The sequence below is a fragment of the Pseudomonas sp. MB-090624 genome (assembly GCF_003205245.1).
In the GTDB taxonomy this organism is placed as follows: Bacteria; Pseudomonadota; Gammaproteobacteria; order Pseudomonadales; family Pseudomonadaceae; genus Aquipseudomonas; species Aquipseudomonas juntendi.
Genome location: NZ_QJRK01000040.1, coordinates 13,558 through 39,997 on the forward strand (window position 1 = coordinate 13,558; position 26,440 = coordinate 39,997).

Below are 26,440 nucleotides of genomic sequence, written 5' to 3' on the forward strand. Positions count from 1 at the left end.
GCGGGCATGCCCGTTCCCACAGGATCTGGATGTTGTGGGGAGCCTGTGGGAGCGGGCGTGCCCGCGAAGAGGCCCGAATGGCTTCTATAGTGCCCGAGGTTTACGCCGCTGTCAGGCCACCGGTCCACGCGGATAGCGCTTCAACCGCTCGGCCAGCTCGCGCCCCGGGATCGGCCGGTCGAACAGGTAGCCCTGGCCCACATCACACCGGTGCCTGCGCAAGAATGCCAGCTGCTCCGGGGTTTCGATGCCCTCGGCCACCACCTTCAGCTTCAGGTTGTGGGCCATGGCGATCACTGCCGAGGTGATTTCCATGTCGTCCTGGTTGTCGGGGATCTCGTTGATGAAGCTACGGTCGATCTTGAGGATGTCGATTGGAAACTTCTTGAGGTAGCTCAGCGACGAGTAGCCGGTGCCAAAGTCGTCCATGGCCAGGGTCAGCCCCAAGGCCTTGAGTTCCTCCAGCTGGCGGTGGGTGTCTTCGCTGGCTTCCAGCAGCAAGCCTTCGGTCAGCTCCAGCTCCAGCAGGTGCGGGGGCAGGGCTTCTTCCTTGAGGATGCTGCTGATCGACGCCACCAGGTCCGGGTCGGAAAACTGCTTGGGCGACAGGTTGATGGCCACATGCAGGTTACCCATGCCAGCGGCGCGCAATTCCTGGCTCATGCGGCAGGACTGCCGCACGACCCACTTGCCAATGGGGATGATCAGGCCGGTTTCCTCGGCCACGCTGATGAACTGGTCCGGGCGGATCATGCCGCGCTCGGGGTGGTTCCAGCGCAGCAGCGCCTCCAGGCCCAGCAGGCGACCGCTGCGCAGGCACAGCTTGGGCTGGTAGAACACCTCCAGCTCGTTCTGGGTCAGCGCGCGCCGCAGGTTGTTCTCGACGAACAGCTTGTAGCTGGCCTCGGCATTGAGCACTTCGGTGAACACCTGCACCTGGTGCTTGCCGTTGGCCTTGGCCTTGTGCAGCGCCAGGCCGGCGTTCTTCATCAGGCTGGCCGGGTCGCTGCCGTTCAAGGGTGCATAGGCCAGGCCGACCGAGGCGGTAACGTTGATCAACTGGTTGTCGACGAACATCGGCTTGTCGAGGGTGCGCAGCAACTGCAGGGCCACGCCCTGGCCATCTTCCAGGATGGTGTTGTCCAGCAGCACGGCGAACTCGTTGCTCGCAAAGCGTGCCAGGATACCGCCGCTGTGCAGGCTGTTGCGCAGGCGCCGGGCCAGGCTGATGAGCAGCTTGTCGCCGGTCTGATGCCCAAGGCTGTCGTTGATGCGCTTGAAGTTGTCGATGTCTACCAGCAGCAGGCACATCGAGTGTTCGCCGTCGCGGGCAAAGCGCTCATCCAGGCTGCGAATGAACGCCGGGCGGTTGCCCAGGTTGGTCAGGTTGTCGGTGTACGCCAGGCGTTCGATGCGCTGCTGCGCCAGTTTGGTCTGGGTGATGTCTTCATAGATGCCGATGTAGTGGGTCAGCTCACGGTTGTCGCCGTACACCTTGGAAATCGACAGCTGCCCCCAGTAGGGCTCGAGGTTCTTGCGCCGGCTCTTGAATTCGCCTTGCCAGCTGTTGCCCATGGCCAGGCTTGACGGTGAGTCGAACAACAACTCATTGAGGTTTTCCAGCGCCGGCAGCTCGCCGAGGTGGCGGCCTTGTACTTCGTCGGTGCTGTACTGGGTAATGGCGGTAAAGCTTGGGTTGACGTACTCCACCCGGCCATCGCGGTTGACCAGCAGGAACGCGCTGGCGCTTTGTTCGACCGCACGCTGGAACAGGTGCAGGGCGTTGGCTGCAGCGCGGCGGTTGTGGTTGGTGATGACCTGGGCGAACTGGTCGGCCAGTTCGCCGGCGAAGGCGATTTCATCCGACTGCCAGGCACGGGGCTGGCCGGTCTGCTCCAGGCACAGCACACCCACCACCTGGCCGTCGACACGAATGCTGGCGTCGAGCATGGCCTTGTTTTCCGGGCACAGACTTCGTGCCAGCTCACGGGTGCGCGGGTCATGGCCGGCGTTATGGGCATCGATGGCGCGGCTGGCGTGCAGCGCGTCGAGGTAGTCTGGGAAACGGCTGGCGTCGATGGCTTCGGGGCGGCGGTGTTCCTGGGTGTCGCGTTTCCACGCGGTGATCGGCTCCAGGCGCTGGTCTTCCAGGTGCCAGATGCTGGCGCTGTCTACGTTGTAGATTTCGCAAGCGCTCTGGGTGATCAGCTGGGCGGCTTCCAGCAGCGAGTTTTCGGCACTGTAACGTTGGCGGGCCAAACGCAGGATCAGGTCCTGCTGGCCGCGTACGCGTTCCAGGTGCTCGAGTTGCTCCTGCTGGGCGCGCTGGTTCAGTTGCAGGGCCAACTGCAGGCGGTTGTTGCGCGACTCCAGGTCGTTGGCATCCTGCTCGGCGGCGTCGTGCGGCTGCTCGTCGAGCACGCTCAGGTAGCCACGCAGCAGCAGGCGGTTGTGCTGCTTGTAGGCTTCACCCGCCTCCAGCAGGCGCAGTGCGGTATTGGGCGTATGCAGGGTATAGCGCACCCGGTAGTAACCGCGCTGGGCCAGTTGCTGCTGGATCTCGTCGTGCAGGCGGTAGCGTGCCTCGGGTTCCATCAGGCTGGCGTAGGGCGCCTCGAACTGTGCGCACAAGGTGCCGGCATGCAGGCCGAACTGCCGCTCGCAGGCTGGGTCCAGGTAAAGCATGGCCCAGCTGGCTTCGTTGAGCCTTTCGAAACGCAGCATGCCCAGCCGCGAGGGCACGGGTAACGGCGTGACGACCTCGGCCGCCACACGGCTGGCGGCATCGGGTTGGCTTTTCATCGAAGACTCGCTTGAAGAGGGAATGCTGCGTAGGGCCGCTGCGGGTCTGGCAAGGTTGCATCATGTGCCAAGGGCTGGCAAGCAGCCATGTGTGATGCTGTGTAGGGGTTATCGGCGGCCTGGCCGGAATCTGTAGTTTGGCCTGGTTTTCCGGCGGGCAAAAAAAGCCCCGCCAATCGACGGGGTTGAGGTACGAGCGTGGCAGCTCGAAAAAGGAACTGCCCCTGCATGCAGGGGCAGTGGGCCGCCTTACAGCAGCATGGTGCGGATGTCGCCCAGCACGTCGCCCAGGCGCTTGGTGAAGCGCGCGGCGGCAGCGCCGTTGATCACACGGTGATCGTAGGACAGCGACAGTGGCAGCATCAGCTTGGGCTGGAAGGCCTTGCCATCCCAGACCGGCTGCATGGTCGCCTTGGACACGCCAAGGATCGCCACTTCCGGCGCGTTGACGATCGGCGTGAAACCGGTGCCGCCAATGTGGCCGAGGCTGGAGATGGTGAAGCAGGCACCCTGCATCTCGTCCGCCGAGAGCTTCTTGGTACGGGCTTTTTCAGCCAGTGCCGCAGCTTCGGCAGCCAGTTGCAGCAGGCTCTTCTGGTCGACGTTCTTGATCACAGGGACCAGCAGGCCGTCCGGGGTATCCACGGCGAAGCCGATGTGCACGTACTTCTTGCGGATGATGGCCTTGCCGCTTGGCGCCAGCGAGCTGTTGAAGTCTGGCAGTTCCTTGAGCAGGAATGCGCAGGCCTTGAGCAGCAGTGGCAGCACGGTCAGCTTCACGCCAGCCTTTTCGGCCACGGCCTTCTGCGCCACGCGGAAGGCTTCCAGCTCGGTGATGTCGGCGGAGTCGAACTGGGTCACGTGCGGCACGTTCAGCCAGCTGCGGTGCAGGTTGGCGGCACCGACCTGCATCAGGCGGGTCAGGGCCACTTCTTCCACTTCACCGAACTTGCTGAAGTCCACGGCAGGGATCGGCGGGATGCCGGCGCCACCGGTCGCGCCGGCAGCTGCCGGGGCGCTCGATGCCTTTTGCATCATCGCTTTGACGTAGACCTGCACGTCTTCCTTCAGGATGCGGCCGTGCGGGCCGGTGGCCGCGACTGCGCCCAGGTCGACACCGAATTCACGGGCCAGTTGGCGCACCGCCGGGCCTGCGTGGACCTTGGCGTTGCTACCGGCAGCCGGCGCGGTGGTAGCCGGCGCAGGGGCTGCCGCTGGGGCGGCAGCAGCAGGTGCGGCAGCCGGGGCAGCCTCAGCCTTGGCCGGGGCAGCGGCGGCAGGTGCCGGGGCAGCAGCAGGTGCTGCGCCAGCGACCTTCAGCTTGAAGATCAGGTCGCCAGTGCCGACTTCGTCTTCCAGCTTGCACAGGACTTCTTCGACCACGCCGGCAGCCGGCGACGGGATTTCCATGGAGGCCTTGTCGGACTCCAGGGTAATCAGCGACTGGTCGGCTTCGACGGTGTCGCCGACTTTGACCAGTACTTCGATGATCTTGGCTTTGCCCGACGAACCGATGTCTGGCACGTGGATGTCCTGCACGGCGGCGGCAGCCGGTGCAGCCGCTGCCGCTGGGGCAGGGGCGGCTTCAGCGGCCGGGGCCGGGGCAGCAGCCTCGGCCGGTGCAGCGGCTGGCGCCTCAGGGGCCGCAGCAGCGGCGCCCTCGGCTTCCAGCACCAGCAGTTCGTCGCCTTCCTTCAGGCGGTCGCCCAGCTTGACCTTCAGCTCCTTGATGACACCGGCCTTGGGCGCCGGGATCTCCATGGAGGCCTTGTCGGACTCCAGGGTCAGCAGGCTCTGGTCAGCCTCGATACGGTCACCGACCTTGACGAACAGCTCGATGATTTCACCTTCACCGCTGCCGATGTCAGGTACGCGAATGAGTTCGCTCACTTAAAAATACTCCTCAGCAGTCCAGTGGGTTGCGCTTGTCCGGGTCGATGCCGAACTTGACGATAGCGTCTGCAACAACCTTGGGTTCGATCTCGCCACGGTCAGCCAGGGCTTCCAGGGCAGCCAGCACCACGAAGTGGCGGTCAACTTCGAAGAAGTGACGCAGCTTCTTGCGGCTGTCGCTGCGACCGTAACCGTCGGTACCCAGGACCTTGAACTCTTTGCTCGGTACCCACTGGCGAATCTGCTCGGCGAACAGCTTCATGTAGTCGGTAGAGGCAATGACCGGGCCTTTGCGACCGGCCAGGCACTGCTCGACGTAGGTCGCTTGTGGCTTCTGGCCAGGCTTCAGGCGGTTGGCGCGCTCTACGGCCAGGCCGTCGCGACGCAGTTCGTTGAAGCTGGTGACGCTCCACACGTCGGCACCGACGTTGAACTCTTCACGCAGGATCTTCGCCGCCTCGCGCACTTCGCGCAGGATGGTGCCGGAGCCCATCAGCTGTACGTGGTGTGCCGCTTCGCGGGTGTCTTCTTCGAGCAGGTACATGCCCTTGATGATGCCTTCCTCGACACCGGCCGGCATGGCTGGCTGCTGGTAGGATTCGTTCATCACGGTGATGTAGTAGAAGATGTCCTGTTGCTCTTCGGTCATCTTCTTCATGCCGTCCTGGATGATCACCGCCAGCTCGTAGCCGTAGGTTGGATCGTAGGTGCGGCAGTTCGGGATGGTGCCCGCCATCATGTGGCTGTGACCGTCTTCGTGCTGCAGGCCTTCACCGTTGAGGGTGGTGCGGCCGGCGGTACCGCCGATCAGGAAGCCACGGGTGCGGCTGTCGCCAGCGGCCCAGGCCAGGTCGCCGATACGCTGGAAGCCGAACATCGAGTAGAAGATGTAGAACGGCAGCATCGGCTGGTTGTGGCAGCTGTACGAGGTACCGGCAGCGATGAACGACGACATGGCGCCGGCTTCGTTGATGCCTTCTTCCAGGATCTGGCCCTTCTTGTCCTCGCGGTAGAACATCACCTGGTCTTTGTCGACTGGCTCGTAGAGCTGGCCGACCGACGAGTAGATACCCAGCTGGCGGAACATGCCTTCCATACCGAAGGTACGGGCTTCGTCCGGGATGATCGGCACGATGCGCTGGCCGATGTCCTTGTCCTTGACCAGCTGCGCCAGAATACGCACGAAGGCCATGGTGGTGGAGATTTCGCGGTCGCCCGAGCCGTCCAGGATCGCTTTCAGCGTTTCCAGTGGCGGGGTTGGCACGCTGAAACTCTTGGCGCGGCGCTGAGGCACGAAACCGCCCAGGGCAGCACGGCGCTCGGCCAGGTACTTGGCTTCGGCAGAACCTTCTTCGGGCTTGTAGAACGGCAGGTTCTCGAGGTCGGCATCCTTGACCGGGATGTCGAAGCGGTCACGGAAGTGACGCAGGCTGTCGACGTCGACCTTCTTGGTGTTGTGCGCGGTGTTCTTGGCTTCGCCGGCACCGGTACCGTAACCCTTGATGGTCTTGGCCAGGATGACGGTCGGCTGCTCTTTGTGGTTCACCGCTTGGTGGTAAGCCGCGTAGACCTTGTACGGGTCGTGGCCGCCACGGTTGAGCTTCCAGATCTCGTCGTCGGACAGGTCTTCGACCATGGCCTTGAGTTCCGGGGTGTTGAAGAAGTTCTCACGAACGTACGCGCCGTCTTTGGCTTTGTAGTTCTGGTACTCGCCGTCGATGACTTCGTCCATGCGGCGCTGCAGGGCACCGTTGGTGTCCTTGGCCAGCAGTGGGTCCCAGAAGCGGCCCCAGACGACCTTGTTGACGTTCCAGCCACCGCCACGGAACACGCCTTCGAGTTCCTGGATGATCTTGCCGTTGCCGCGAACCGGGCCGTCGAGGCGCTGCAGGTTGCAGTTGATGACGAAGATCAGGTTGTCCAGCTTCTCGCGGCCGGCCAGGGCGATTGCACCCAGCGATTCCGGCTCGTCGCACTCGCCGTCGCCCATGAAGCACCAGACTTTCTGCTTGCCGGCAGGGATGAAGCCGCGCGCTTCCAGGTACTTCATGAAGCGGGCCTGGTAGATGGCCTGGATCGGGCCCAGACCCATCGAAACGGTCGGGAACTGCCAGAAGTCAGGCATCAGCCATGGGTGCGGGTACGAAGACAAGCCGTTGCCGTCCACTTCCTGGCGGAAGTTGTTCATCTGCTCTTCGTTGATGCGGCCTTCCATGAAGGCGCGGGCATAGATGCCTGGGGAGGCGTGGCCCTGGAAGAAGATCAGGTCGCCGCCGTGTTCTTCGGTCGGGGCCTGGAAGAAGTAGTTGAAGCCGATGTCGTACAGGGTGGCGCTGGAGGCGAAGCTGGAGATGTGTCCGCCCAGGTCCGAGTCTTTCAGGTTGGTACGCATGACCATGGCCAGGGCGTTCCAACGCACCATCGAGCGAATGCGGCGTTCCATGAACAGGTCGCCAGGCATGCGTGCTTCGTGGGTGACAGGGATGGTGTTGCGGTATGGCGTGGTGATCGCATACGGCAGCTGGGAACCACTACGGGTGGCCAGCTCGCCCATACGGGTCATCAGGTAATGAGCGCGGTCTTCGCCTTCTTTGTCGAGGACCGACTCCAGGGCATCCAGCCATTCCTGGGTTTCGATTGGATCGAGGTCTTGCATGGCTTGCTCCAGGGCGGAAAGGCAACCAGAATCGATTGCCTGAGATTGCGACTGGCCTTATGGGCAGACGTCGTGAATTCTTGGATTACCGGGGTGTCGTCCGGCGCGTTGTAGTTTTACTACATTTGCTTGCGCATTTCATGCTTTTACACGACACGAGTAGTAGTAAAACTACAATTGTGCGACGTTTGGTCGCACATTGGCTTGTGAGGAAAAACGTTCATGTTGGTTGGCATTGTGTCGCGAACAGGTGTTTCTTGATGTTTGTTGCCAATTTTGCATTTTTTTCAGCTATTTCCAACTTTTGTACGACAGTCCAACCGTGGTCCGGCTTCCCCTTGGCCGCTTTTTTCCCTCTATTTCACGCCGATCAAGGATAGACCATGCGCCTACCTTTGCCCTCCGATCTGCCTGCCAGCTTGCAGCCGCTGGTTTCTCGCAACCAGCAGTTCCTGCGCGATGCCGTGGCGGCTCACCCCGAACTGGACCTGAACGATTGCAATGCAGCCCAGCGGCACCAGTTCGACCAGGTGGCCGCGGCCAGCGACTTCGTGCTGGGCGTGGCCCAGCGCGACCCGGCCATGCTGTTTGCCCTGCTGGCCAGCGGTGAGCTGGAACGGCGCTATGCCCCGGGGGAGCTGCGCGGGCAAATTGCCGCGGCGGCGCAGGCGGCGCAAAGCGAAGAGGAACTGGCGCGCAACCTGCGCCGCGCGCGCAACCGGCAGCAAGTGCGCATCATCTGGCGTGACATTACCCGCCAGGCGGAACTTGGCGAAACCTGCCGCGACCTGTCGGACCTGGCCGATGCCTGCATCGACGAAGCCTACCAATGGCTTTACCCGCGCCACTGCCAGCAATTCGGGACGCCCATCGGCAACCGCAGTGGCCAGCCGCAGCACATGGTTGTGCTGGGCATGGGCAAGCTGGGCGCGGTCGAACTCAACCTGTCCTCGGACATCGACCTGATCTTCGGTTTCCCCGAGGGCGGTGAAACCGAAGGGGTCAAGCGCTCGCTGGACAACCAGGAGTTCTTTACCCGCCTGGGCCAGCGCCTGATCAAGGCATTGGACCCGGTGACCGTCGACGGCTTCGTGTTCCGCGTCGACATGCGGTTGCGCCCTTACGGCTCTGCCGGGGCCCTGGTGCTCAGCTTCAATGCCCTGGAGCAGTATTACCAGGACCAGGGGCGCGACTGGGAACGCTACGCCATGATCAAGGCCCGGGTGGTGGCCGGCGATCAGGCTGCTGGCGCGCAGTTGCAGGAAATGCTGCGCCCGTTCGTGTACCGCCGCTACCTGGACTTTTCCGCCATCGAAGCGCTGCGCACCATGAAGCAGTTGATCCAGCAGGAAGTCCGGCGCAAGGGCATGGCCGACAACATCAAGCTCGGTGCTGGCGGCATTCGTGAGGTCGAGTTCATCGCCCAGGCGTTCCAGCTGATCCACGGTGGGCGTGACCTCAGCCTGCAGCAGCGGCCGTTGCTCAAGGTGCTGGCAACCCTCGAAGGCCAGGGCTACCTGCCGCCGGCAGTGGTGGCTGAGCTGCGCGAAGGCTATGAGTTCCTGCGTTATACCGAGCACGCCATCCAGGCCATCGCCGACCGCCAGACACAGATGCTGCCCGAGGGCGAGATCGATCAGGCGCGGGTTGCCTTCATGCTTGGCTTTGCCGACTGGCAGAGCTTCCACGACCAGCTGACCTACTGGCGTGGCCGCATCGACTGGCATTTCCGCCAGGTCATTGCCGACCCGGACGATGAAGACGGTGAAGGCGAGCTGGTGGTGGGCGGCGAATGGTCGCCGCTGTGGGAGCAGGCCCAGGACGAGGAAGCGGCTGGTCGCCAGCTGGAGGAGGCCGGTTTCAAGGCGCCTGTGGACGCTTTGCGGCGCCTGGCCGCGTTGCGCTCAAGCCCGCAGCTGCGCTCCATGCAACGCATCGGGCGCGAGCGCCTGGATGCCTTTATTCCACGCTTGCTGGCGCAAGCGGTGGAGCACGACAACCCCGACCTGGTACTCGAGCGGGTATTGCCGCTGGTAGAGGCGGTGGCGCGGCGTTCGGCCTACCTGGTGCTGCTGACGGAAAACCCGGGTGCACTGCGCCAACTGTTGACCCTGTGCGCCGCCAGCCCCTGGATCGCCGAGCAGATGGCCCGCTACCCGCTGCTGCTCGATGAGTTGCTCAATGAGGGCCGCCTGTTCAGCCCCCCACTGGCGCCAGAGCTGGCCAGCGAACTGCGCGAGCGCCTGACGCGCATCCCCGAAGACGACCTTGAGCAGCAGATGGAGGCGCTGCGTCATTTCAAGCTGGCCCACAGCCTGCGCGTGGCGGCCTCGGAAATCAGCGGCAACCTGCCCTTGATGAAGGTCAGCGACTACCTGACCTGGCTGGCCGAGGCCATCCTCGACCAGGTGCTGGCGCTGGCCTGGCGCCAGACCGTGGCCCGCCACGGTCAGCCCAAGCGCAGTGACGGCAGCCTGTGCGACCCGGGGTTCATCATCATCGGCTACGGCAAGATGGGTGGGCTGGAACTGGGCCACGGCTCGGACCTGGACCTGGTGTTCATCCACGATGGCGACCCGCAGGCAGAAACCGACGGGGCCAAGCCGATCGACAGTGCGCAGTTCTTTACCCGCCTTGGCCAACGCATCATTCACCTGCTGACCACCCAGACCAACTCGGGGCAGCTGTATGACGTGGACATGCGCCTGCGCCCGTCAGGGGCTTCGGGCCTGCTGGTCAGTTCGCTGGGGGCCTTCGAGCGCTACCAGCAGAATGAAGCCTGGACCTGGGAGCACCAGGCCCTGGTGCGGGCCCGTGTGCTGGTCGGTTGCAAGCAGGTGGGGGCTGCGTTCGAGGGTGTTCGCGCCAAGGTGCTGGGCCAGGCCCGTGACCTTGGGAAGCTGCGCAGCGAAGTGAGCGAAATGCGCGCCAAGATGCGTGACAACCTGGGCACCAAGGCCACCGCCGCCGGTACTGCAGCCAATGCCTTCGAGGCTGGCATGCCGTTCGATATCAAGCAGGATGCCGGCGGTATCGTCGATATCGAATTTATGGTGCAATACGCCGCTTTGGCCTGGGGCCACGAGCACCCGGCCATACTCCGATGGACCGATAACATCCGCATTCTGGAAGAGCTGGAGCAGGCAGGTTTGCTGCCGGCCAGTGACGCGGTGCTGTTGCGTGAAGTGTACAAGGCGTTCCGCTCGGCCTCGCACCGCCAGGCCCTGCAGAAACAGGCCGGGGTGATCGATGCGGCGCAGTTTGCCGATGAACGCCGTGAGGTGCGGCGGATCTGGGGTGAGCTGGGTTTGACTTGAGAATGTTGGGGCCGCGTTGCGGCCCATCGCGACACAAGGCCGCTCCTACAGGAGAACGCATTCCCTTGTAGGAGCGGCCTTGTGTCGCGATGGGCTGCAAAGCAGCCCCAAAGGCTCATGCTTCACCACCGGTGGTACACTGTCCGCCACATAGCCTGAATATAAAGAGGGGAGGCCAGGCTGAACCGCAGCCTGTAGCCTCCCCGAGCGTTTCTGGACTAAGCATGAGAATACTGATCATTGGCCCCAGCTGGGTCGGCGACATGGTGATGGCGCAGACCTTGTTCCAGAGCCTGAAACAGCAGCACCCCGACTGCGTGATCGACGTGCTGGCACCCGAGTGGAGCCGGCCGATCCTCGAACGCATGCCCGAAGTGCGCCAGGCCTTGAGCTTTCCGCTCGGCCACGGCGCACTGGAGCTGGCCACGCGGCGGCGTATCGGCAAGTCCCTGGCCGGCCAGTACGATCAGGCCATCCTGCTGCCCAACTCGTTGAAGTCGGCGCTGGTCCCCTTCTTCGCCGGCATTCCCAAGCGCACCGGTTGGCGCGGCGAAATGCGTTTCGGCCTGCTCAATGACGTGCGCAAGCTGGACAAGGCCCGCTACCCGCTGATGATCGAGCGTTTCATGGCCCTGGCCTACGCCCCTGGTGCCGAATTGCCGCAACCGTACCCGCGCCCGCACCTGCAAATCGAAGCCCAGAGCCGCGAGGCCGCCTTGGCCAAGTTCGGCCTGGAGCTCGACCGCCCGGTACTGGCGCTGTGCCCCGGTGCCGAGTTTGGCGAGGCCAAGCGCTGGCCGGCCGAACACTACGCCGCCGTGGCGGATGCGATGATCCGCCAGGGCTGGCAGGTATGGCTGTTCGGCTCGAAAAACGACCACCCGGTGGGCGAGCAGATCCGCGACCGGCTGATCCCGGGGTTGCGCGAAGAGTCGGCCAACCTGGCTGGCGAAACCTCGCTGGCCGAGGCTATTGACCTGATGTCGTGCGCGCAGGCCGTGGTGTCCAACGACTCGGGGCTGATGCACGTGGCGGCTGCGCTCAACCGCCCGCTGGTGGCCGTGTATGGCTCCACCTCGCCCGGCTTCACCCCACCGCTGGCCGAACAGGTGGAGGTGGTGCGCACCGGTATCGAGTGCAGCCCGTGCTTTGACCGCACCTGCCGCTTCGGCCACTACAACTGCCTGCGCCTGCTGGAGCCCGGTAAAGTCATCGCCGCCCTGCATAGCCTGAGCGGGCCGGACCTGATCGATGCCGTGGCCGAGGTCGACTAAGTGCGGGTACTGATCATCAAGACCTCATCCCTGGGTGACGTGATCCATACCCTGCCGGCACTGACCGATGCCGCCCATGCGCTCCCGGGCATCCGGTTCGACTGGGTGGTGGAAGAAGGCTTCGCCGAAATCCCCAGCTGGCACCCGGCGGTTGACCAGGTCATCCCGGTGGCCATCCGCCGCTGGCGCAAGAACCTTTGGCAAACCCTCAAGAGCGGCGAATGGAAGGCCTTCAAGAAGCGCTTACGCGCGCGCAAGTACGACCTGGTGATCGACGCCCAGGGCTTGGTCAAGTCGGCCTGGCTCACCCGCTACGTGAAGGCCCCGGTGGCTGGCCTGGACCGCTACTCGGCTCGTGAAGGCTGGGCCAGCCGCTTTTATGACCGGCGCCTGTCGGTTGCTACCGGCCAGCATGCGGTCGAGCGGGTGCGCCAGCTGTTCGCCATGGCCCTGGCCTACGACCTGCCCGAAGGCATCGGCAGCTACGGCCTGGACCTCGAGCGCCTGCAACTGCCGCCAGCGGCGCCCTATGTCGTGTTTCTGCATGGCACCACCTGGGCGACCAAGCACTGGCCGGAAGCCTACTGGCGCGAACTGGCCGAGCGCATGGGCAGGCGCAAGCTGGAGGTGCGCCTGCCGTGGGGCAACCCGGCGGAGAAGGCGCGGGCCGAGCGCATTGCCCAAGGCTTGAACAATTGCCAGGTGCTCCCCAAATTGAACCTTGCCGGTGTTGCCCGCGTGCTGGCAGCGGCAAAGGCCTGCGTGGCGGTCGATACCGGCCTTGGCCACCTGGCCGCGGCACTCGATGTGCCGACCATTTCGTTATTCGGCCCGACCAACCCGGGCCTGACCGGCGCCTACGGACGGACCCAGATTCACCAGGCCAGTGACTGGCCCTGTGCGCCCTGCCTGCAGAAGAAGTGCACCTACAAACCGAGCGCCGATGACCTGGCCCGGTTCGATCTCAAACGCGAGTGGCCACTGTGCTTCACTCGCCTGAATCCCGAGCATGTGGCGAGCCGCTTGAGCGCGTTGCTGCTGGCTGAGGATGTCCGTTGATGCAACTGGCTTTCGTACTTTACAAATATTTCCCCTTTGGCGGGCTGCAACGCGACTTCATGCGCATTGCCCTGGAGTGCCAGAAGCGCGGCCACCAGATCCGTGTGTACACGTTGATCTGGGAGGGCGACATTCCCCCAGGCTTCGAGGTGCTGGTGGCGCCGGTCAAGGCGGTCTTCAACCACCGGCGCAACGAGAAGCTCAGTGCCTGGATGGCCGCCGACCTGGCCAAGCGCCCGGTCGACCGCCTGATCGGCTTCAACAAGATGCCGGGGCTGGACGTGTACTACGCCGCCGACGGCTGCTTCGAGGACAAGGCGCAAACCCTGCGTGGCGGCCTGTACCGCCGTTGGGGCCGCTACCGGCACTTTGCCGAGTACGAGCGTGCGGTGTTCGCCAAGGACGCGCATACCGAAGTGCTGATGATTTCCGAAGTGCAGCAGCCGCTGTTCATCAAGCATTACGGCACCCCGCTGGAGCGCTTCCACCTGTTGCCGCCGGGCATTTCCCACGACCGCCGCGCGCCGGCCAATGCCGCCGAGATTCGCGCCGAGTTTCGCAAGGAGTTCAACCTGGGCGAGGGTGACCTGCTGCTGGTGCAGATCGGCTCGGGCTTCAAGACCAAGGGCGTGGACCGCAGCCTCAAGGCGCTGGCGGCACTGCCGTCGGCGCTGCGCAAGCGCACCCGGTTGATGGTCATCGGCCAGGACGACCCCAAGGTATTCCAGCTGCAAAGCGCTACCCTGGGCCTGGGCGACCAGGTGCAGTTCCTCAAGGGCCGTAGCGACATCCCGCGCTTTCTGCTGGGTGCCGACGTGCTGATTCACCCGGCGTATAACGAAAACACCGGTACGGTGCTGCTCGAAGCGCTGGTGGCCGGTTTGCCGGTGCTGGTGTCCAGGGTGTGCGGCTATGCCCATTACATTGCCGAGGCCGACAGTGGCCTGGTGCTGGACGAGCCATTCGAGCAGGACCAGCTCAACAGCTACCTGCAGCGCATGCTGGAAGACCCGCAGGCCCGCGCCAGCTGGTCGCGCAACGGCCTGGCATTCGCCGAAACCGCCGATCTGTACAGCATGCCGCAGCATGCTGCCGACGTGATCCTGGGGCAGAAAACCGCATGAAGCTGATACTGGCCGAACCCTTCAAACACCTGTGGGCCGGGCGCGATGCCTTCGACGCCGTGGAGGCGCTGCAAGGCGAGGTCTATCGCGAACTCGAAGGCCGCCGCACGCTGCGTACCGAGGTGGCTGGCGAGGGCTTTTTCGTCAAGATCCACCGCGGTATCGGCTGGGGCGAGATCTTCAAGAACCTGCTGACCGCCAAGCTGCCGGTGCTCGGTGCCGGCCAGGAGTGGCAGGCGATCCAGCGTTTGCATGAAGTGGGCGTGCCGACCATGACCGCGGTCGCCTACGGTGAGCGCGGCAGCAACCCAGCCGCGCAGCATTCGTTCATCATCACCGAAGAGCTGGCGCCGACCATCAGCCTGGAAGACTTCAGCATCGACTGGGCCAGGCAGCCGCCCGAGCCGCGCCTGAAGCATGCGCTGATCGCCGAGGTGGCGAAAATGACCGGCGGCATGCACCGCGCCGGGGTCAACCACCGCGACTGCTACATCTGCCACTTCCTGCTGCACACCGACCGCCCGGTGACGGCGGATGATTTCAAACTGTCGGTGATCGACCTGCACCGCGCGCAAACCCGGGCGACAATCAGCCGGCGTTGGCGTGACAAGGACCTGGCGGCGCTGTACTTCTCGGCGCTGGACATCGGCCTTACCCAACGCGACAAATTGCGCTTCCTGCGCGCTTACTTCCAGCGCCCGCTGCGGCAAGTCCTCAAGGACGAAGCCGCGCTGCTGGCCTGGCTGGAGCGCAAGGCGCAGAAACTCTACGATCGCAAGCAACGCTATGGGGATGCACTCTAATGGCGAGTTGGACACTGGCGCCGGGTTACAAACACCTGGCGGCGGACTTCGGCAGCCTCGATGCGGTATTTGCCATTCAGGGCGAACGCCTGACCCGCGACCCCCTCAGCGAGGTGGTGCGCATCGAGCGTGATGGGGTCAACTATTACGTCAAGCGGTACACCGGTGCCGGCAAGCACATGCGCCGCTACCTGGGCCGGCCGCGCATCAAGGCCGAATGGCAGAACCTCAAGCAGTTCGCCAAGTGGGGCATTCCCACCGCCGAAGTGGTGGCCTGGGGCCTTGAACGCAATGGCCTGGCCTTTGGCCGCGGGGCGATGATCACCCGCGAGCTGCCCAACACCGAAGACCTGTCGGCACTGGCCGAGCGCAACGATGCGCGGCTGGCAGATCGCGCCTGGGTCGATCATATCAGCCGCCAGTTGGCCCGCTATACCCGGGTGATGCACGAACACCGTTTCGCCCACAACGACCTGAAGTGGCGCAACCTGCTGGTCGATGACCAAGGCACGCTGTTCTTCATCGACTGCCCCACCGGCGATTTCTGGCGCGGGTTCATGTGGCGGCACCGGCTGATCAAAGACCTGGCCTGCCTGGACAAGGTGGCCAAGTACCACCTCTCGGCTACCCAGCGCCTGCGTTTCTACCTGCAGTACCGTGACCGTAAACGGCTTGATGCGCGCGACAAGAAACGCATCCGCCAGGTGCTGGGCTTTTTCGAGGGAAGGGAATGACCGACTACCTGGCCAGCGCAGAACTCGCGCTGCTCAAACGCCATGGGCTGGATGACTTCGAGGCGCTGTGGGCGCTGCAACTGGACGCCGTGGACGAGCCCAACACCGGCCGTGGCGGCTGGAGCAGCGTGTTCCGCCTGGAGCTCGAAGGCAAGGGGTACTACCTCAAGCGCCAGTGCGACTACCTGACCCGCACCCTGCACCGGCCGTTTGGCGAGCCAACCTTCGCCCGCGAATTCCGCAATATCAGCCGTTATCAGAAGTTGCACATTCCGGCCTTGCAGGCGGTGTTCTACGGTGAGCGCAAGCAGGGCGGCCAGCACCGGGCGATTCTGATGACCCGTGCCCTGGACACGTGGGCCGACCTCGACAGCCTGCTGGGCCAATGGCCGCAGTTGGGCGAGGCCGAGCGCAACGGCATCCTGCAGGCGTGCGGCCAGCTGGCGCGTACCCTGCACGGCGCCGGCCAGGTGCACGGCTGCTTCTACCCCAAGCACATCTTTCTGCGCCAGCGCCGCGAGGGGTGGGACGCGCAACTGATCGACCTGGAAAAGACCCGGCCGTTGCTGTTCGGCATGCGTGACCGCCTCAAAGACCTGGAGCCGCTGCTACGCCGCGCCCGGGCCTGGAGCGAGGCGGATGTCCGCACCTTGCTGGCCAGCTACCTGGCGCAGCCCGCCGAAGGCACGCTGGTCGACACCTGGCTGCAACGCCTGACGCAACGCCGTCGTGAAAAAGAGGCCCGCTGATGCGTTTGTCTGAACTCAAGGCTGCCGGGCGCAGCCCGTCACTGCCGCTGACCCTGACCTTGGCCGATGCCGCCGGCAGCGCCGACCTGCAGCTGCTCAGCCTGTTGCGTGTGCTACCGGGCCAGCGCTATGTCGGCGCCGGTGTGTGGCGCGGGACGCCGGTACTGGCCAAGTTGTTGGTGGGTGCTAACGCGGCGCGGCATTTCCAGCGCGAATTGCAGGGCGTGAAGCTGTTGGCCGGGCAGGGGCTGACCACGCCCAGGCTGCTGGCCGACGGGCTCAGGGAAGGCGAAGGTGGCTGGCTGCTGTTTGAATTCCTCGACGGTGCCCAAAGCCTGGCCGATGCCTGGGGCGCGGTGGAAAACCTGCCGGTGCTGGCCGACGCGCAGCAGCAGGTGCTGGGTGAGGCGCTGACGGCCGTGGCGCACATGCACGCCAAAGGCCTGTGGCAGGAAGACCTGCACCTGGACAACCTGCTGCGCCACGCCGGCAAGCTGTACCTGATCGATGGCGCCGGCATCAAGGCCGAAACCCCTGGCCAGCAACTCTCGCGCCCGCGGGTGCTGGAAAACCTCGGGGTATTCTTCGCCCAGTTGCCCAAGCGCCTGGAACCGTTCATCGAAGAGTTGCTGGTGCATTACCTGCTGGCCAATGCCGAGCACGCGCTGCCACTGGAAGCCTTGCAGAAGCAGGTGGACAAAGTGCGCAGCTGGCGGCAGAAGGACTACCTGGAAAAGGCCGGGCGCGAATGCAGCCTGTTCAGCGTACAGCGCAGCTTGTCGGGCTTGCGTGCGGTTCGCCGCAGCGAGGTGGGCGCCATGCTGCCAGTGCTGGAACAGGCCGATGCCTTGATCGACCAAGGCCACCTGTACAAGACCGGTGGCGCCGCCAGTGTGGCGCGTATCGAGGTGAATGGCCGGCAGTTGGTGCTCAAACGCTACAACATCAAGAACACCGCGCACTGGCTCAAGCGCTTCTGGCGCCCGAGCCGGGCCTGGCATTCATGGATCGAAGGGCACCGCCTGGAGTTTCTCGACATCGCCACGCCACGCCCCTTGGCGGTGCTGGAGCAGCGGGTGCTGGGCCTGCGCAGCCGTGCCTACCTGGTCACCGAGTATGTCGATGGCCCAGACCTGACCGCGTGCTTTGCGCCCTACGTGGAGAGTGGCGAGGCCCCGCAAGAACAGCTCGATGCGTTGGTGCAGGTGATGCAGCAGCTGATCCGCGAGCGCATCAGCCACGGCGACTTCAAGGGGCACAACCTGTTCTGGGACAACGGGCGCTGGTCGCTGATCGACCTGGACGCCATGTGCCAGCATGCCACCCAGCTCAGCTTCGCCCCCGCCTATGCCCGCGACCGGGCACGGCTGCTGCGCAACTGGCCAAGTGGCAGTGCCTTGCATCAGCGGTTGGACGGGCTGTTGCCGCGGCTTACCGAATAACAGTCTGGAAACGCCAGCCAGTCACTGCTTCGGCCGGGCTGGCGAACCCGGATGCGCCACTGGTCCCCCTGCCAACGCACAATGGCCCAGGCAATGGGCCTGCTGTGCGGTTGCCCGGGCATCAGCAAATGGTAATGGTTGTCCAGCAAGTGCGCGCGCAGCGGCAACGCCTGGCTGCCTGCCACCAGAAAGTACTCCCGGCCCAGGCGGTACAGCCCAGCGGTGTCGGTTGGCTCGGCGCCAGCGGGGTACGTGGGCAGTTGGCACGCTTCGAACAGCGCCTGCAAGTCGGGTAGCCCGTCATGCCACAGCACCACAGAGTCCACTACCCATTCGCCGTCTTCGTGGCGTTTGACCGGTACCTTGGTATAGGCGTCTGGCATGCGCGGGTCTACTACCCGCCAGCGGTAGCCGTCGAAAGCGACCTGGTACGTGGCCCCGCTGGCATCCCGGATGTAGTAGAAGCTCATGCCGGGGTACGGCGAGGGTTGCTCGTAGATACCTTCTTTGTGAATGCCATCCACGCGGTAGCGCAGTTTTTCACGGTTGATGTTCACGCTTGCCGAAGGCGGCAACTTCAGCGGTGGAGGCGAGGGTATTCCCCGCAACGCGCGGCGCATCACGGTTGTTCCACCCAGGTTGTTGACGGCGTCGTTGGCGTAGGTGAAGGCGTCGACGATGTGCTTCAGTACCTCCGTACGTTGCGCTTGCTTGAAGGCCTTGTGCGCATCGATCACCGACAGGATCGAACGCCCCAACGATACCGCCACCAGTGCCCGGTTGGGCAACACGAAGCTGATCAAGTCCAGAATGAGCGTCAGCCCGCGCAGGCCGAGCTCGGCCAGCAGTTCCCGCCGGGTGTTGGTGCTGGCATCGACCGCGGCCAGCATGGCATTCACTTCCGCGAGGTAGCGGGCCTGCTGGAAATCGCCGGTGATCGTCGGGCGTTGTACATGGGGCCCCATGCCGCCTTTGGTCAGCCATAGCTCGATTTGCTCACGGTCGGCCAGCGGCAGGCGGTCTTTCAGGTAATCGCGCAGGGCAGGTTGTTTGCGCAGGGTCTTGAGCATGTGCCGGGTATTGCGAAACTCACGCCAGGCACGGCGGTCCGGGGCGTCCGGGGTGTAGACGATGAAGCGGGCGAAGCCTGGGCTGTCTGGGGTGAGCAGCATGATGCCTTGCAGCGTATGCCCACTGATCAGCAACTGGCGCACGCTCAGTTGCGCTACGTCTGCCTGTTGGCGGGCATGGCTTTGCGGGTATTCGAGCAAGGTGGTGATCCAGGCGAACCCGCGCTCGAACGGGTCTTCGAGAAGGTGGCCGGCATAGTGCGCCTTGGCCGCTTCAGCGCGCATGCGCGCATGGCTGATGGCGACATAACTGTCCTGCCGCCACTGTGCCTGCGGCGATGTCAGCAAATGGGTGCGCAGGTATTGGCTGTAGCTTTCACCCACATCCAGCTCACGCACCAGCTGCTTGACCTGGCTTGGGCTGACGCCAGCGATGGTCACGCCCTGCTTGTCGTGCACCCTCGCCGTCAACCAGTAGTCGATATCGAGCAAGCTGACGTTGATCAGCGCCAACTCGTCGATGCGGTAGGTCTGCTGGACCAGCTCGATGCTGTCGCCAACCTGCGGGCGGCTGGCGACGGGTATCCAGGGGCCGGTAATGCTGGGCGGCAACACGGGGCCTATGGGCCTGGCCAGGGTAACGCTGACATACACGCCGAGCGGGTCGATATCCAGCTGGTGACGTTGGCGCAGTTGCGTGCGCAGGCGTTCACGCGTCCAGGCGAGCAGGCCATTGCGGTCGACGAATTGCTCAAGGCTCAGGATACCGGGTGCCGCCGCCTTGTCGATGGCGATCACCAGCTCTTGCAGGGTTTGCATGATGTGCGTGAGGCCCTGTGCCGAGGCGTTTTTCAGCCAGGCTGGCGAGTTGCGCTCCAGCAGCAGGCCGTAGCGTGTCTGTAGCGCAGAGCGGCTGTCGGCCCATGGCAGCAGATCGGCGGCCTCGACCAGGTCCGCTGTCAGCTTGGGCCAGTCCACCGTCGCCTGCTGCGCAACTTCCTGCCAGGCCTGGGTCAGCGCGGCGTGCTGGCCGTCGATCAAGGCCTGAGCCTGTGCCTGAATCATGTCCTCGTTGAACCATTCATAGCGCAGGCGCTCGGCGTTGCGGGCGTTGTCGCGATCGTGTTCGTTGCTCATGTGCCGCAGCAGTGGCCGGCTTTGCTGCACGTCGTCCAGGCGTTCGCAAAGCTCGGTGTGCAGCTCGGCAAGGCTATCGAATGCTTCGATGCCATGGGACAGGCTGCACAGCAGCGCGTAGTCGGTGGTGTTGCGGGTGTCTGGCATGCGGCCCTCGGGCCCGCCTTCGACGATCACGAAGGTGCCGGGCAGGTAGCTACGCCAATTGGGTGTGGTGATGTCCAGTACGGGGCGGTAGATCTGCGGCCGTTGCGCGGCTGGTAAATGCTGGCGCTGCGAGGGCAGCGGCCTGTTGGCGCAGCAGGTGACCAGCTCGGCATGGCTCGAACCCAGCGTATGGTCATCGCTGCGCAACGCGATTTGCCCCAGCAGTTGCTGGCGCAGCAGCGTAGCCAGGCGTGCCCGCCGGCTTTCGCCGCTTGCGGTGCCAAGCCAGTACTGCGCAAGGTCGGCGAAGTAGCGCTGCCGTGCGTTCAGCAGCGGCAGCGACGGGTCGGGCGCGGGGGGTGGGGTGAGCAGGGCGCTCAATTGCGCATCGAAGGACTTGAAGTGTGTCAGGCTCATGGCGGGCTCCACGGTGAACAGGCCGTGCAGCTTGGCTCCAGCTGTTGATACAGGCGTGTTAGCTGTTTACCTCATTTGCCGCTCAGGCCACGGAACCCGAGCCATGCCGGAATACCCAGCCCCAGCCAGGCCAGGGCGTCCCAGGCGCCGTCCCCGAGCAGCGCGGCGAACAGGCCGGCTGCGCCCAGTGCGGCGATGAGCCCAGGCCAGGCGAAGATCTGCCTGGTGCTGCGTGACGTGTGGCTCACGGGCGCGCCCCCCTTCTGCTGCGCAGCTTGGTCCACCACAGGTAAAGGCCGCTGCCGAGTACGATGATCGTCAGCACGTCCAGTGCTGCCCACAGCACCTGCATGGGCCGCCCGCCGTAGTCGCCAAAATGCAGGGGTTGCGACAGGCCCATGGCATCCATGTACCAGGGGCGTTCGCCGACGGCGGTCACTTGCAGCGTGCGTGCATCGATCAGGACCGGGGTCAGCAGGTGCGAAGTGAGGTGCGTGGCACCTTTCATGAACACCGCGTAGTGGTGCTCACTGGAGAAGCGTGTACCGGGGAAGGCGATGAAGTCTGGGCGCATGCCGGGGGCGGCCTGTTCGGCGATGGCCAGCAGGTCGCTGGCCGCAGCGCGTTCGCCCAGCGGTGGGGCGTTGCGGTAGGGCGCCACCATGGCCGCCAGGCTGTCGTTGCGCCAGGCAGCGATCACCAGGTCGGACAGGGCGCTGATCACGCCGGTTACACCGACAGTCAGTGCCCAGGCCAAGGTGACGATGCCGATCAGGTTGTGCAGGTCGAGCCAGCGCAGGCGCCGGGATTTGTCGTGGCGCACGCTGGCGAAGCCCAGCCGGCGCATGAACGGGGCATACAGCACGGTGCCGGACACAATCGCGACGACGAACAGCACGCCCATGAAGGCCAGCAGCAACTTGCCCGGCAGGCCGGCGAACATGTCCACGTGCAGGCGCAGCATCAGCATCATGAAGCCACCGTTGGCGGCGGGCATGGCTACCGCTTCGCCTGTGCGCGCGTCGAGCATGAAGGTGTGCGACAGGTTGGGCTCGGTACCGGCGGTGGCGGCGGTGATGGCCACCACGCCGTCGGGTTGGTCTTCTTCATAACCAAAGTACTGCATGACCTCGCCGGGGCGGTGCTGCTCGGCCTTGAGCACCAGCTGTTGCAGGTCGAGGTGCGGGGTGCCGGGCGGCATTTCGCGCAGTTCGGCGGCGTCGCCCAGCAGGTGTTCGAGTTCGTGGTGGAAGATCAGCGGCAGGCCGGTGAGGGCGAGCAACAGCAGGAACAGGGTACAAACCAGGCTGCTCCAGGTGTGGACCGCTGACCAGCGGCGGATGGTTGGGCTTTTCATCACGGTACCGTTTTTTGCCTGAGGAATTGGAGGGGGCTGCTGCGCAGCCCAATCGCCGGCAAGCCAGCTCCCACAGGTAAATCATGAGCCCGAGGACATGCGCTGACCTGTGAGAGCTGGCCCCCACAGGTAAATCAGGAGCCCGAGGACATGCGCTGACCTGTGAGAGCTGGCCCCCACAGGTAAATCAGGAGCCCGAGGACATGCGCTGTCCCTGTGGGAGCTGGCCCCCACAGGTAAATCAGGGGCCCGAGGACCTGCGCTGACCTGTGGGAGCTGGCTTGCCGGCGATTGGGCCGCAACGCGGCCCCGGCTCACTCAGAACTTGTAGGTGGCGCTGGCCACGACACTCCGCTCGTCGCCGTAGTAGCAGTAGTACGAGTCACAGGTGGAGAGGTAGTCCTTGTCCAGCAGGTTGGTCGCATTGAGCGCGACCGACGCCCCTTTCAGGCTGTTGTCCAGGCGGCCCAGGTCGTAATGCACCGCCGCATCGAACACCGTGTAGGCATTGGCCTTGCCCAGCCAGGTGTTGCCTTGGTCTCCATAGGTATTACCGGTGTAGCGTGCCCCCAGGCCGATGCCGAAGCCGTCCAGTACGCCCGAGTGGAAGGTGTAGTCGCCCCACACCGAGGCCTGCTGGTTAGGCATCAGTTGCAGGCGGTTGCCCTTGAACTGACCATCCTGCACTTCGGATTTGGCCAGGGTGTAGGCGGCAATTACCTTCAGGTTGTCGGTAACGTCGGAAACCGCTTCAAGCTCAAGGCCGCGGACTTTCACTTCGCCGGTCTGGCTGGTGACACTGGTATTGCCGTCGTTGCTGGTGACCAGCACATTCTTTTGAGTCAGGTCATACACCGCGGCCGAGAGCAACGTATTTGAACCGGGGGGCTGGTATTTGACACCCAGTTCCCACTGCTTGCCTTCGGTTGGTTTGAACGACTTCAGTGGGTCCGCATCGGCCTTGCTGGCGGGCTGGAAAGATTCTGCATAGGACAGGTAAGGCACAAACCCCGAATCGAAGACGTAACTGATCGCCGCGTTGCCGCTGAAGTTACTGTCGCGCTGGGTGTTGGTAGCGTCGCCTTTGTTGAAGAACGTTGTACCGGTGTGTACCCAGTCCTCCCGACCACCCAAGGTCAGCCGCCAGTTGCCCAGCGCCATCTGGTCCTGCACGTACAGGCCGGTCTGAATGGTTTTCTGGTCGTAGTCGTAGTAGGCAGTGGAACGGTCCGGTCTGCTGATCGGCAAACCGTAGACCGGGTCGTTGACATTGATGGGCGGCGCAGCGCCATAGATCGTCAGGAAATTGTTGTTGGTACGTTGGTGGTCCAGGCCGAGCAGCAAGGTGTGGCTGATGGCGCCTGTGCTGAAATCACCCTGAAAGTTGTTGTCGACGGCGAACTGGCTGATGTCCTCGTCAACGTTGGTGGTACTACGCCCCACATTGCCTTGGTCGTCCACGACCATGCCGAACTCTGGCAAGTAGCTGTTGACGGTGATCGTCTGGAACGACAGCTCGGACTTGGTATAGCGCAAGTTTTGCCGGAACTGCCACACGTCGTTGAAACGGTGCTCGAACGCGTAGCCCAGCGCGTAGTAGGTACGGTCGTAGAATTCGTAATTAGGATCACCCAGGTTCTTGTGGTGCGAGATCTTGCCGAACGGCATGTCGATCTTGGTGCCCTGGATCGGTCGGAACTGGCTGGTGACCCCGGTATCGTCGCGGGTGAATTGGGAGAGGAAGGTCAGCGAGGTATCTTCGTCCACGTTCCAGGTCAGGCTCGGGGCGATGTTGTAGCGCTTGTTGTCGATGTGATCGACCTGCGTACCGCTGTCACGGATCACACCGCTCACGCCATACAGCAAGCGGCCGTCGTCATCGATCTTGCCGGTGCTGGCGAAGTTGATCTGGCGGTGGTTGTCACTGCCATATTGCAGTTCGATTTCATGCGCGCTTTCGGCTTGCGGGCGGCGGCTGACCATGTCCAGCAGGCCGCCGGGTGGGGTCTGGCCATAGACCGAAGAAGCCGGGCCACGCAGCAGCGCCAGGCGGTCGAGGTTCCAGGTTTCGGCTTTCGGGTTGGCGTACACGCCACGTGGCAACGGCAGGCCATCCAGGAACTGGGTGGGCTCGAAGCCGCGCACACGCATCCAGTCATAGCGGGTGTCGCTGCCGAAGCTGGCAGAGACGATGCCTGGCATATAGCGCACGGCATCGTCGAGGCTGTGCACGCCGCGGTCTTTCATCTGCTCGCGGGTCGCCACGGAAATGGACCGTGGGACCTCGACCAGGGCGGTGTCGGTCTTGGTGCCGGCGGCCGTGCGCTGGGCCAGGTAGCCGTCGACCGGGCCCCACGCGCTTTCACTGGCGCTGTTGGCGTTCACGGTGATTTCCGGCAAGGCCAGGCTGCCCTCCGGCACCGCGACCAGGCTGTAGCTGCCCGCGCTGCTCTGCTGCAATTGCAGGCCGCTGCCCAGCAGCGCTGCCTGCAAGGCGCCGAGGCCGTCATAGCGGCCGTTGACCGGCGCCGAGGTGCGGCCACTGACCAGCGCCGGGTCCAGGGCCAGGGCGATGCCGGCCTGGCTGGCGATCTGGTTCAGGGCAGTGGCCAGCGGTGCGCTGGGCAGGTTGTAGGCGCGCAGCGCGGATTGCTCGGCGGCGAACAAGGCAGGGCTGACCAGCGGCGCGGCCATGCCGATGGCCAGGGCCATCAGGCTGGGGCGCAGGATACGATCTACGGCACGGGACATGCGGCGGTTCCTCGACGGGTAAGTGCTTGCTGCATCCTTGCCGAGCGAGAATCGAAAAGTGACAGGGCGAATCTGAAAAAAAGTGAGAATTGTTTGTAAAGGCAGGGGCGCCTGCGATCAGGCCGCTACAGCGCTACCTGGGCGTGACCTTCACCCACCACTGGGTATGCCGCTCGATCTTCACCGGCAGCACCGGCTCCAGTGAGGCCAATGCCAGGTCGGTATCGGTCAGCGGGAAGCTGCCGCTTACCCGCAGGTCGGCGACCGCTGCATCCACGCCCAGGTAGCCGCTGCGGTACTTGCCCAGCACCGCCAGCAAGTCGCCAAGGCGTACGTCGTCGACCACCAGCATGCCGCGCGTCCAGGCATCGGCACCGGCCGGCACTGCGCTGACCTGGCCCAGGCCATCGGTATGCATCAGCACCTGCTGGCCTTCGCGCAACACCTGCTCGTCACCGCTGTTATGCGGCATGGCCGCGACCGACGCTTGCAACACTTCAAGGCGCGTGCCTGCGGCTTCACGACGTACCAGGAAGCGCGTGCCCAGTGGGCGCAAGCGGCCATCGTCGGTGCGCACCAGCAGCGGGCGTGGGTCCTGGTGGCCGGTATCGACCGAGATTTCACCCTGGTGCAGCACGATCACCCGTTGCGCACCGGCGTAGTCGATGTCTACCGCGGTGTGGGTATTGAGGCTCAACAGGGTGCCGTCGGCCAGGCGCAAGGTGCGCAACTCGCCGGTGGCGGTACGCTGGTCGGCAAGCCAGTAGCTGGGCGCCAGTGACGGTGCGCCGACCCAGGCCAGCAGCGAGCCGAGCAGGAACATGCCGGCCAGGCCGCCGCCCACCTTGCCGATGCGCCGGCGCAGGCTGGCGCGCGACTGCAGCAACGCCTGGCGCGCCGGGCCGGCGGCTGCGCTGAGCCGCTGGTCCATGGCGCCGAGCTGTCGCCAGGCGCGCGCGTGTTCTTCGCTGGCGGCATGCCAGCGCATGAACTCGCCACGTTCGGCAGGGCTGTCGCTGCCGCCGTCGAGGTTGAGTTTCCAGGCAATGGCAGCTTCCAGTACACGCGACGAGACCGGTACGTTGCTCACGTCGGCTCCCCGTACAGGGCCACGTAGCACTGGCGCATACCCTGGGCGAGGTACTGGCGCACCCGCGACACCGAAACGCCCAGGCGCTCGGCGATTTCGGCATGGCCCATGCCATCCAGGCGGTTGTGCAGGAACGCCGCGCGGGCTTTGCTCGACAGCTTGCCAAGCAGGCGGTCGATGGCTTTGAGGTCTTCCAGAATCAGGTGCTGTACTTCGGGGGAGGGGTGTTCGGCTTCCGGCACCAGTGCCAGTTCCGCGAGGTAGGCCTGTTCCAGTGCGGCGCGCCGGAAGTGGTCGAACATCAGCCCCTTGGCCACGGCTGCAAGAAAGGCACGCGGTTCGCGGGGCGAGGCCAGCTGCTCGCGGCCTAGCAGGCGCACGAAGGTGTCCTGGCTCAGGTCTTCGGCACGTTGGCGGCAGGCCATGTTGCGTTGCAACCAGGCGAGCAGCCAGCCGCGGTGATCGCGGTACAGCGTACCAACCAGATCGGCGTGTGGGCTCTGTGCAGAAGGCAAGCAGCGTCCCCCCGGAACGTATGCATTAACTAACGATAATTATTCGCGATTGTTGCAGAGGGGAGGGGGTGGGTGCAATGGACGCTTATCGGTTCGCCTGCAT

17 protein-coding genes are annotated in these 26,440 nt (G+C 64.3%); 8 read left to right on the plus strand and 9 right to left on the minus strand.

All coding sequences use genetic code 11. The features are described from left to right. Positions 1 to 111 precede the first annotated feature (111 nt). The 3 genes from DMX12_RS20950 to aceE all read right to left on the minus strand — a co-directional run bounded on the left by DMX12_RS20950 (position 112) and on the right by aceE (position 7,351). Complete coding sequence (locus DMX12_RS20950) at positions 112 to 2,802, minus strand: bifunctional diguanylate cyclase/phosphodiesterase (protein ID WP_110679353.1); 2,691 nt, start codon at positions 2,800 to 2,802, stop codon at positions 112 to 114. 249 nt (positions 2,803 to 3,051) lie between these two features. After that, a complete protein-coding gene (gene aceF, locus DMX12_RS20955) occupies positions 3,052 to 4,692 on the minus strand; it encodes a dihydrolipoyllysine-residue acetyltransferase (RefSeq protein WP_054881578.1) in 1,641 nt (546 codons plus the stop codon). Between the two features lie 13 nt (positions 4,693 to 4,705). Further along, a complete protein-coding gene (gene aceE / locus DMX12_RS20960) occupies positions 4,706 to 7,351 on the minus strand; it encodes a pyruvate dehydrogenase (acetyl-transferring), homodimeric type (RefSeq protein ID WP_110679354.1) in 2,646 nt (881 codons plus the stop codon). A 383-nt stretch (positions 7,352 to 7,734) separates the two neighbouring features. Here aceE and glnE point away from each other — a divergent pair, with 383 nt between their 5' ends. The 8 genes from glnE (at position 7,735) to DMX12_RS21000 (ending at position 17,853) form a co-directional block, all read left to right on the plus strand. Next, entirely contained in the window at positions 7,735 to 10,668 is a 2,934-nt protein-coding gene (gene glnE / locus DMX12_RS20965; protein ID WP_110679355.1) for a bifunctional [glutamate--ammonia ligase]-adenylyl-L-tyrosine phosphorylase/[glutamate--ammonia-ligase] adenylyltransferase, read from the plus strand. A 224-nt stretch (positions 10,669 to 10,892) separates the two neighbouring features. Then, entirely contained in the window at positions 10,893 to 11,942 is a 1,050-nt protein-coding gene (gene waaF, locus DMX12_RS20970; protein WP_110679356.1) for a lipopolysaccharide heptosyltransferase II, read from the plus strand. Continuing rightward, positions 11,943 to 13,001, plus strand: a complete 1,059-nt coding sequence (waaC, locus tag DMX12_RS20975; RefSeq protein WP_110679357.1) for a lipopolysaccharide heptosyltransferase I — start codon at positions 11,943 to 11,945, stop codon at positions 12,999 to 13,001. It begins immediately after the preceding gene. Beyond that, positions 13,001 to 14,125: a glycosyltransferase family 4 protein gene (locus DMX12_RS20980; RefSeq protein WP_110679358.1), complete on the plus strand. Its 1,125-nt coding sequence runs from the start codon at positions 13,001 to 13,003 to the stop codon at positions 14,123 to 14,125. Before waaC ends, DMX12_RS20980 begins: the two co-directional genes overlap by 1 nt. Then, positions 14,122 to 14,928: a lipopolysaccharide core heptose(I) kinase RfaP gene (gene rfaP, locus DMX12_RS20985; protein WP_029885033.1), complete on the plus strand. Its 807-nt coding sequence runs from the start codon at positions 14,122 to 14,124 to the stop codon at positions 14,926 to 14,928. Before DMX12_RS20980 ends, rfaP begins: the two co-directional genes overlap by 4 nt. Then, entirely contained in the window at positions 14,928 to 15,662 is a 735-nt protein-coding gene (locus tag DMX12_RS20990; RefSeq protein WP_110679359.1) for a lipopolysaccharide kinase InaA family protein, read from the plus strand. Before rfaP ends, DMX12_RS20990 begins: the two co-directional genes overlap by 1 nt. Further along, positions 15,659 to 16,411, plus strand: a complete 753-nt coding sequence (locus tag DMX12_RS20995; RefSeq protein ID WP_029885031.1) for a lipopolysaccharide kinase InaA family protein — start codon at positions 15,659 to 15,661, stop codon at positions 16,409 to 16,411. Before DMX12_RS20990 ends, DMX12_RS20995 begins: the two co-directional genes overlap by 4 nt. Then, positions 16,411 to 17,853, plus strand: coding sequence for a lipopolysaccharide kinase InaA family protein (locus DMX12_RS21000; RefSeq protein ID WP_110679360.1), 1,443 nt, complete (start codon positions 16,411 to 16,413; stop codon positions 17,851 to 17,853). Before DMX12_RS20995 ends, DMX12_RS21000 begins: the two co-directional genes overlap by 1 nt. Here the strand turns inward: DMX12_RS21000 and DMX12_RS21005 are convergent. The 6 genes from DMX12_RS21005 to DMX12_RS21025 all read right to left on the minus strand — a co-directional run bounded on the left by DMX12_RS21005 (position 17,814) and on the right by DMX12_RS21025 (position 26,337). After that, positions 17,814 to 20,624 carry a dermonecrotic toxin domain-containing protein gene (locus DMX12_RS21005; protein WP_110679361.1) on the minus strand — a complete coding sequence of 937 codons (2,811 nt, stop codon included), beginning with the start codon at positions 20,622 to 20,624 and terminating at the stop codon, positions 17,814 to 17,816. The two genes, DMX12_RS21000 and DMX12_RS21005, sit on opposite strands and share 40 nt — an antisense overlap. 71 nt (positions 20,625 to 20,695) lie before the next feature. Continuing rightward, a complete protein-coding gene (locus DMX12_RS29535; protein WP_009683340.1) occupies positions 20,696 to 20,872 on the minus strand; it encodes a hypothetical protein in 177 nt (58 codons plus the stop codon). After that, entirely contained in the window at positions 20,869 to 21,981 is a 1,113-nt protein-coding gene (locus DMX12_RS21010; RefSeq protein ID WP_110679362.1) for a PepSY domain-containing protein, read from the minus strand. Before DMX12_RS21010 ends, DMX12_RS29535 begins: the two co-directional genes overlap by 4 nt. Before the next feature lie 318 nt (positions 21,982 to 22,299). After that, a complete protein-coding gene (locus DMX12_RS21015; protein WP_110679363.1) occupies positions 22,300 to 24,732 on the minus strand; it encodes a TonB-dependent siderophore receptor in 2,433 nt (810 codons plus the stop codon). Positions 24,733 to 24,865: 133 nt separating this feature from the next. Beyond that, a complete protein-coding gene (locus tag DMX12_RS21020) occupies positions 24,866 to 25,822 on the minus strand; it encodes a FecR domain-containing protein (RefSeq protein WP_110679364.1) in 957 nt (318 codons plus the stop codon). Further along, on the minus strand, positions 25,819 to 26,337 hold the full coding sequence (locus tag DMX12_RS21025) for an RNA polymerase sigma factor (protein ID WP_029885025.1): 519 nt from the start codon (positions 26,335 to 26,337) through the stop codon (positions 25,819 to 25,821). Before DMX12_RS21025 ends, DMX12_RS21020 begins: the two co-directional genes overlap by 4 nt. Positions 26,338 to 26,440: the final 103 nt, after the last annotated feature.

Bases quoted from the DNA above. Each gene is read 5' to 3' on its own strand.
- DMX12_RS20990 (WP_110679359.1), top strand. From the start codon at position 14,928: ATGGCGAGTTGGACACTGGCGCCGGGTTACAAACACCTGGCGGCGGAC.
- rfaP (WP_029885033.1), top strand. From the start codon at position 14,122: ATGAAGCTGATACTGGCCGAACCCTTCAAACACCTGTGGGCCGGGCGC.
- DMX12_RS20950 (WP_110679353.1), bottom strand. From the start codon at position 2,802: ATGAAAAGCCAACCCGATGCCGCCAGCCGTGTGGCGGCCGAGGTCGTC.
- glnE (WP_110679355.1), top strand. From the start codon at position 7,735: ATGCGCCTACCTTTGCCCTCCGATCTGCCTGCCAGCTTGCAGCCGCTG.
- aceE (WP_110679354.1), bottom strand. From the start codon at position 7,351: ATGCAAGACCTCGATCCAATCGAAACCCAGGAATGGCTGGATGCCCTG.
- DMX12_RS21015 (WP_110679363.1), bottom strand. From the start codon at position 24,732: ATGTCCCGTGCCGTAGATCGTATCCTGCGCCCCAGCCTGATGGCCCTG.
- DMX12_RS21010 (WP_110679362.1), bottom strand. From the start codon at position 21,981: ATGAAAAGCCCAACCATCCGCCGCTGGTCAGCGGTCCACACCTGGAGC.
- DMX12_RS20980 (WP_110679358.1), top strand. From the start codon at position 13,001: ATGCAACTGGCTTTCGTACTTTACAAATATTTCCCCTTTGGCGGGCTG.
- DMX12_RS21005 (WP_110679361.1), bottom strand. From the start codon at position 20,624: ATGAGCCTGACACACTTCAAGTCCTTCGATGCGCAATTGAGCGCCCTG.
- waaF (WP_110679356.1), top strand. From the start codon at position 10,893: ATGAGAATACTGATCATTGGCCCCAGCTGGGTCGGCGACATGGTGATG.
- DMX12_RS21000 (WP_110679360.1), top strand. From the start codon at position 16,411: ATGCGTTTGTCTGAACTCAAGGCTGCCGGGCGCAGCCCGTCACTGCCG.
- DMX12_RS20995 (WP_029885031.1), top strand. From the start codon at position 15,659: ATGACCGACTACCTGGCCAGCGCAGAACTCGCGCTGCTCAAACGCCAT.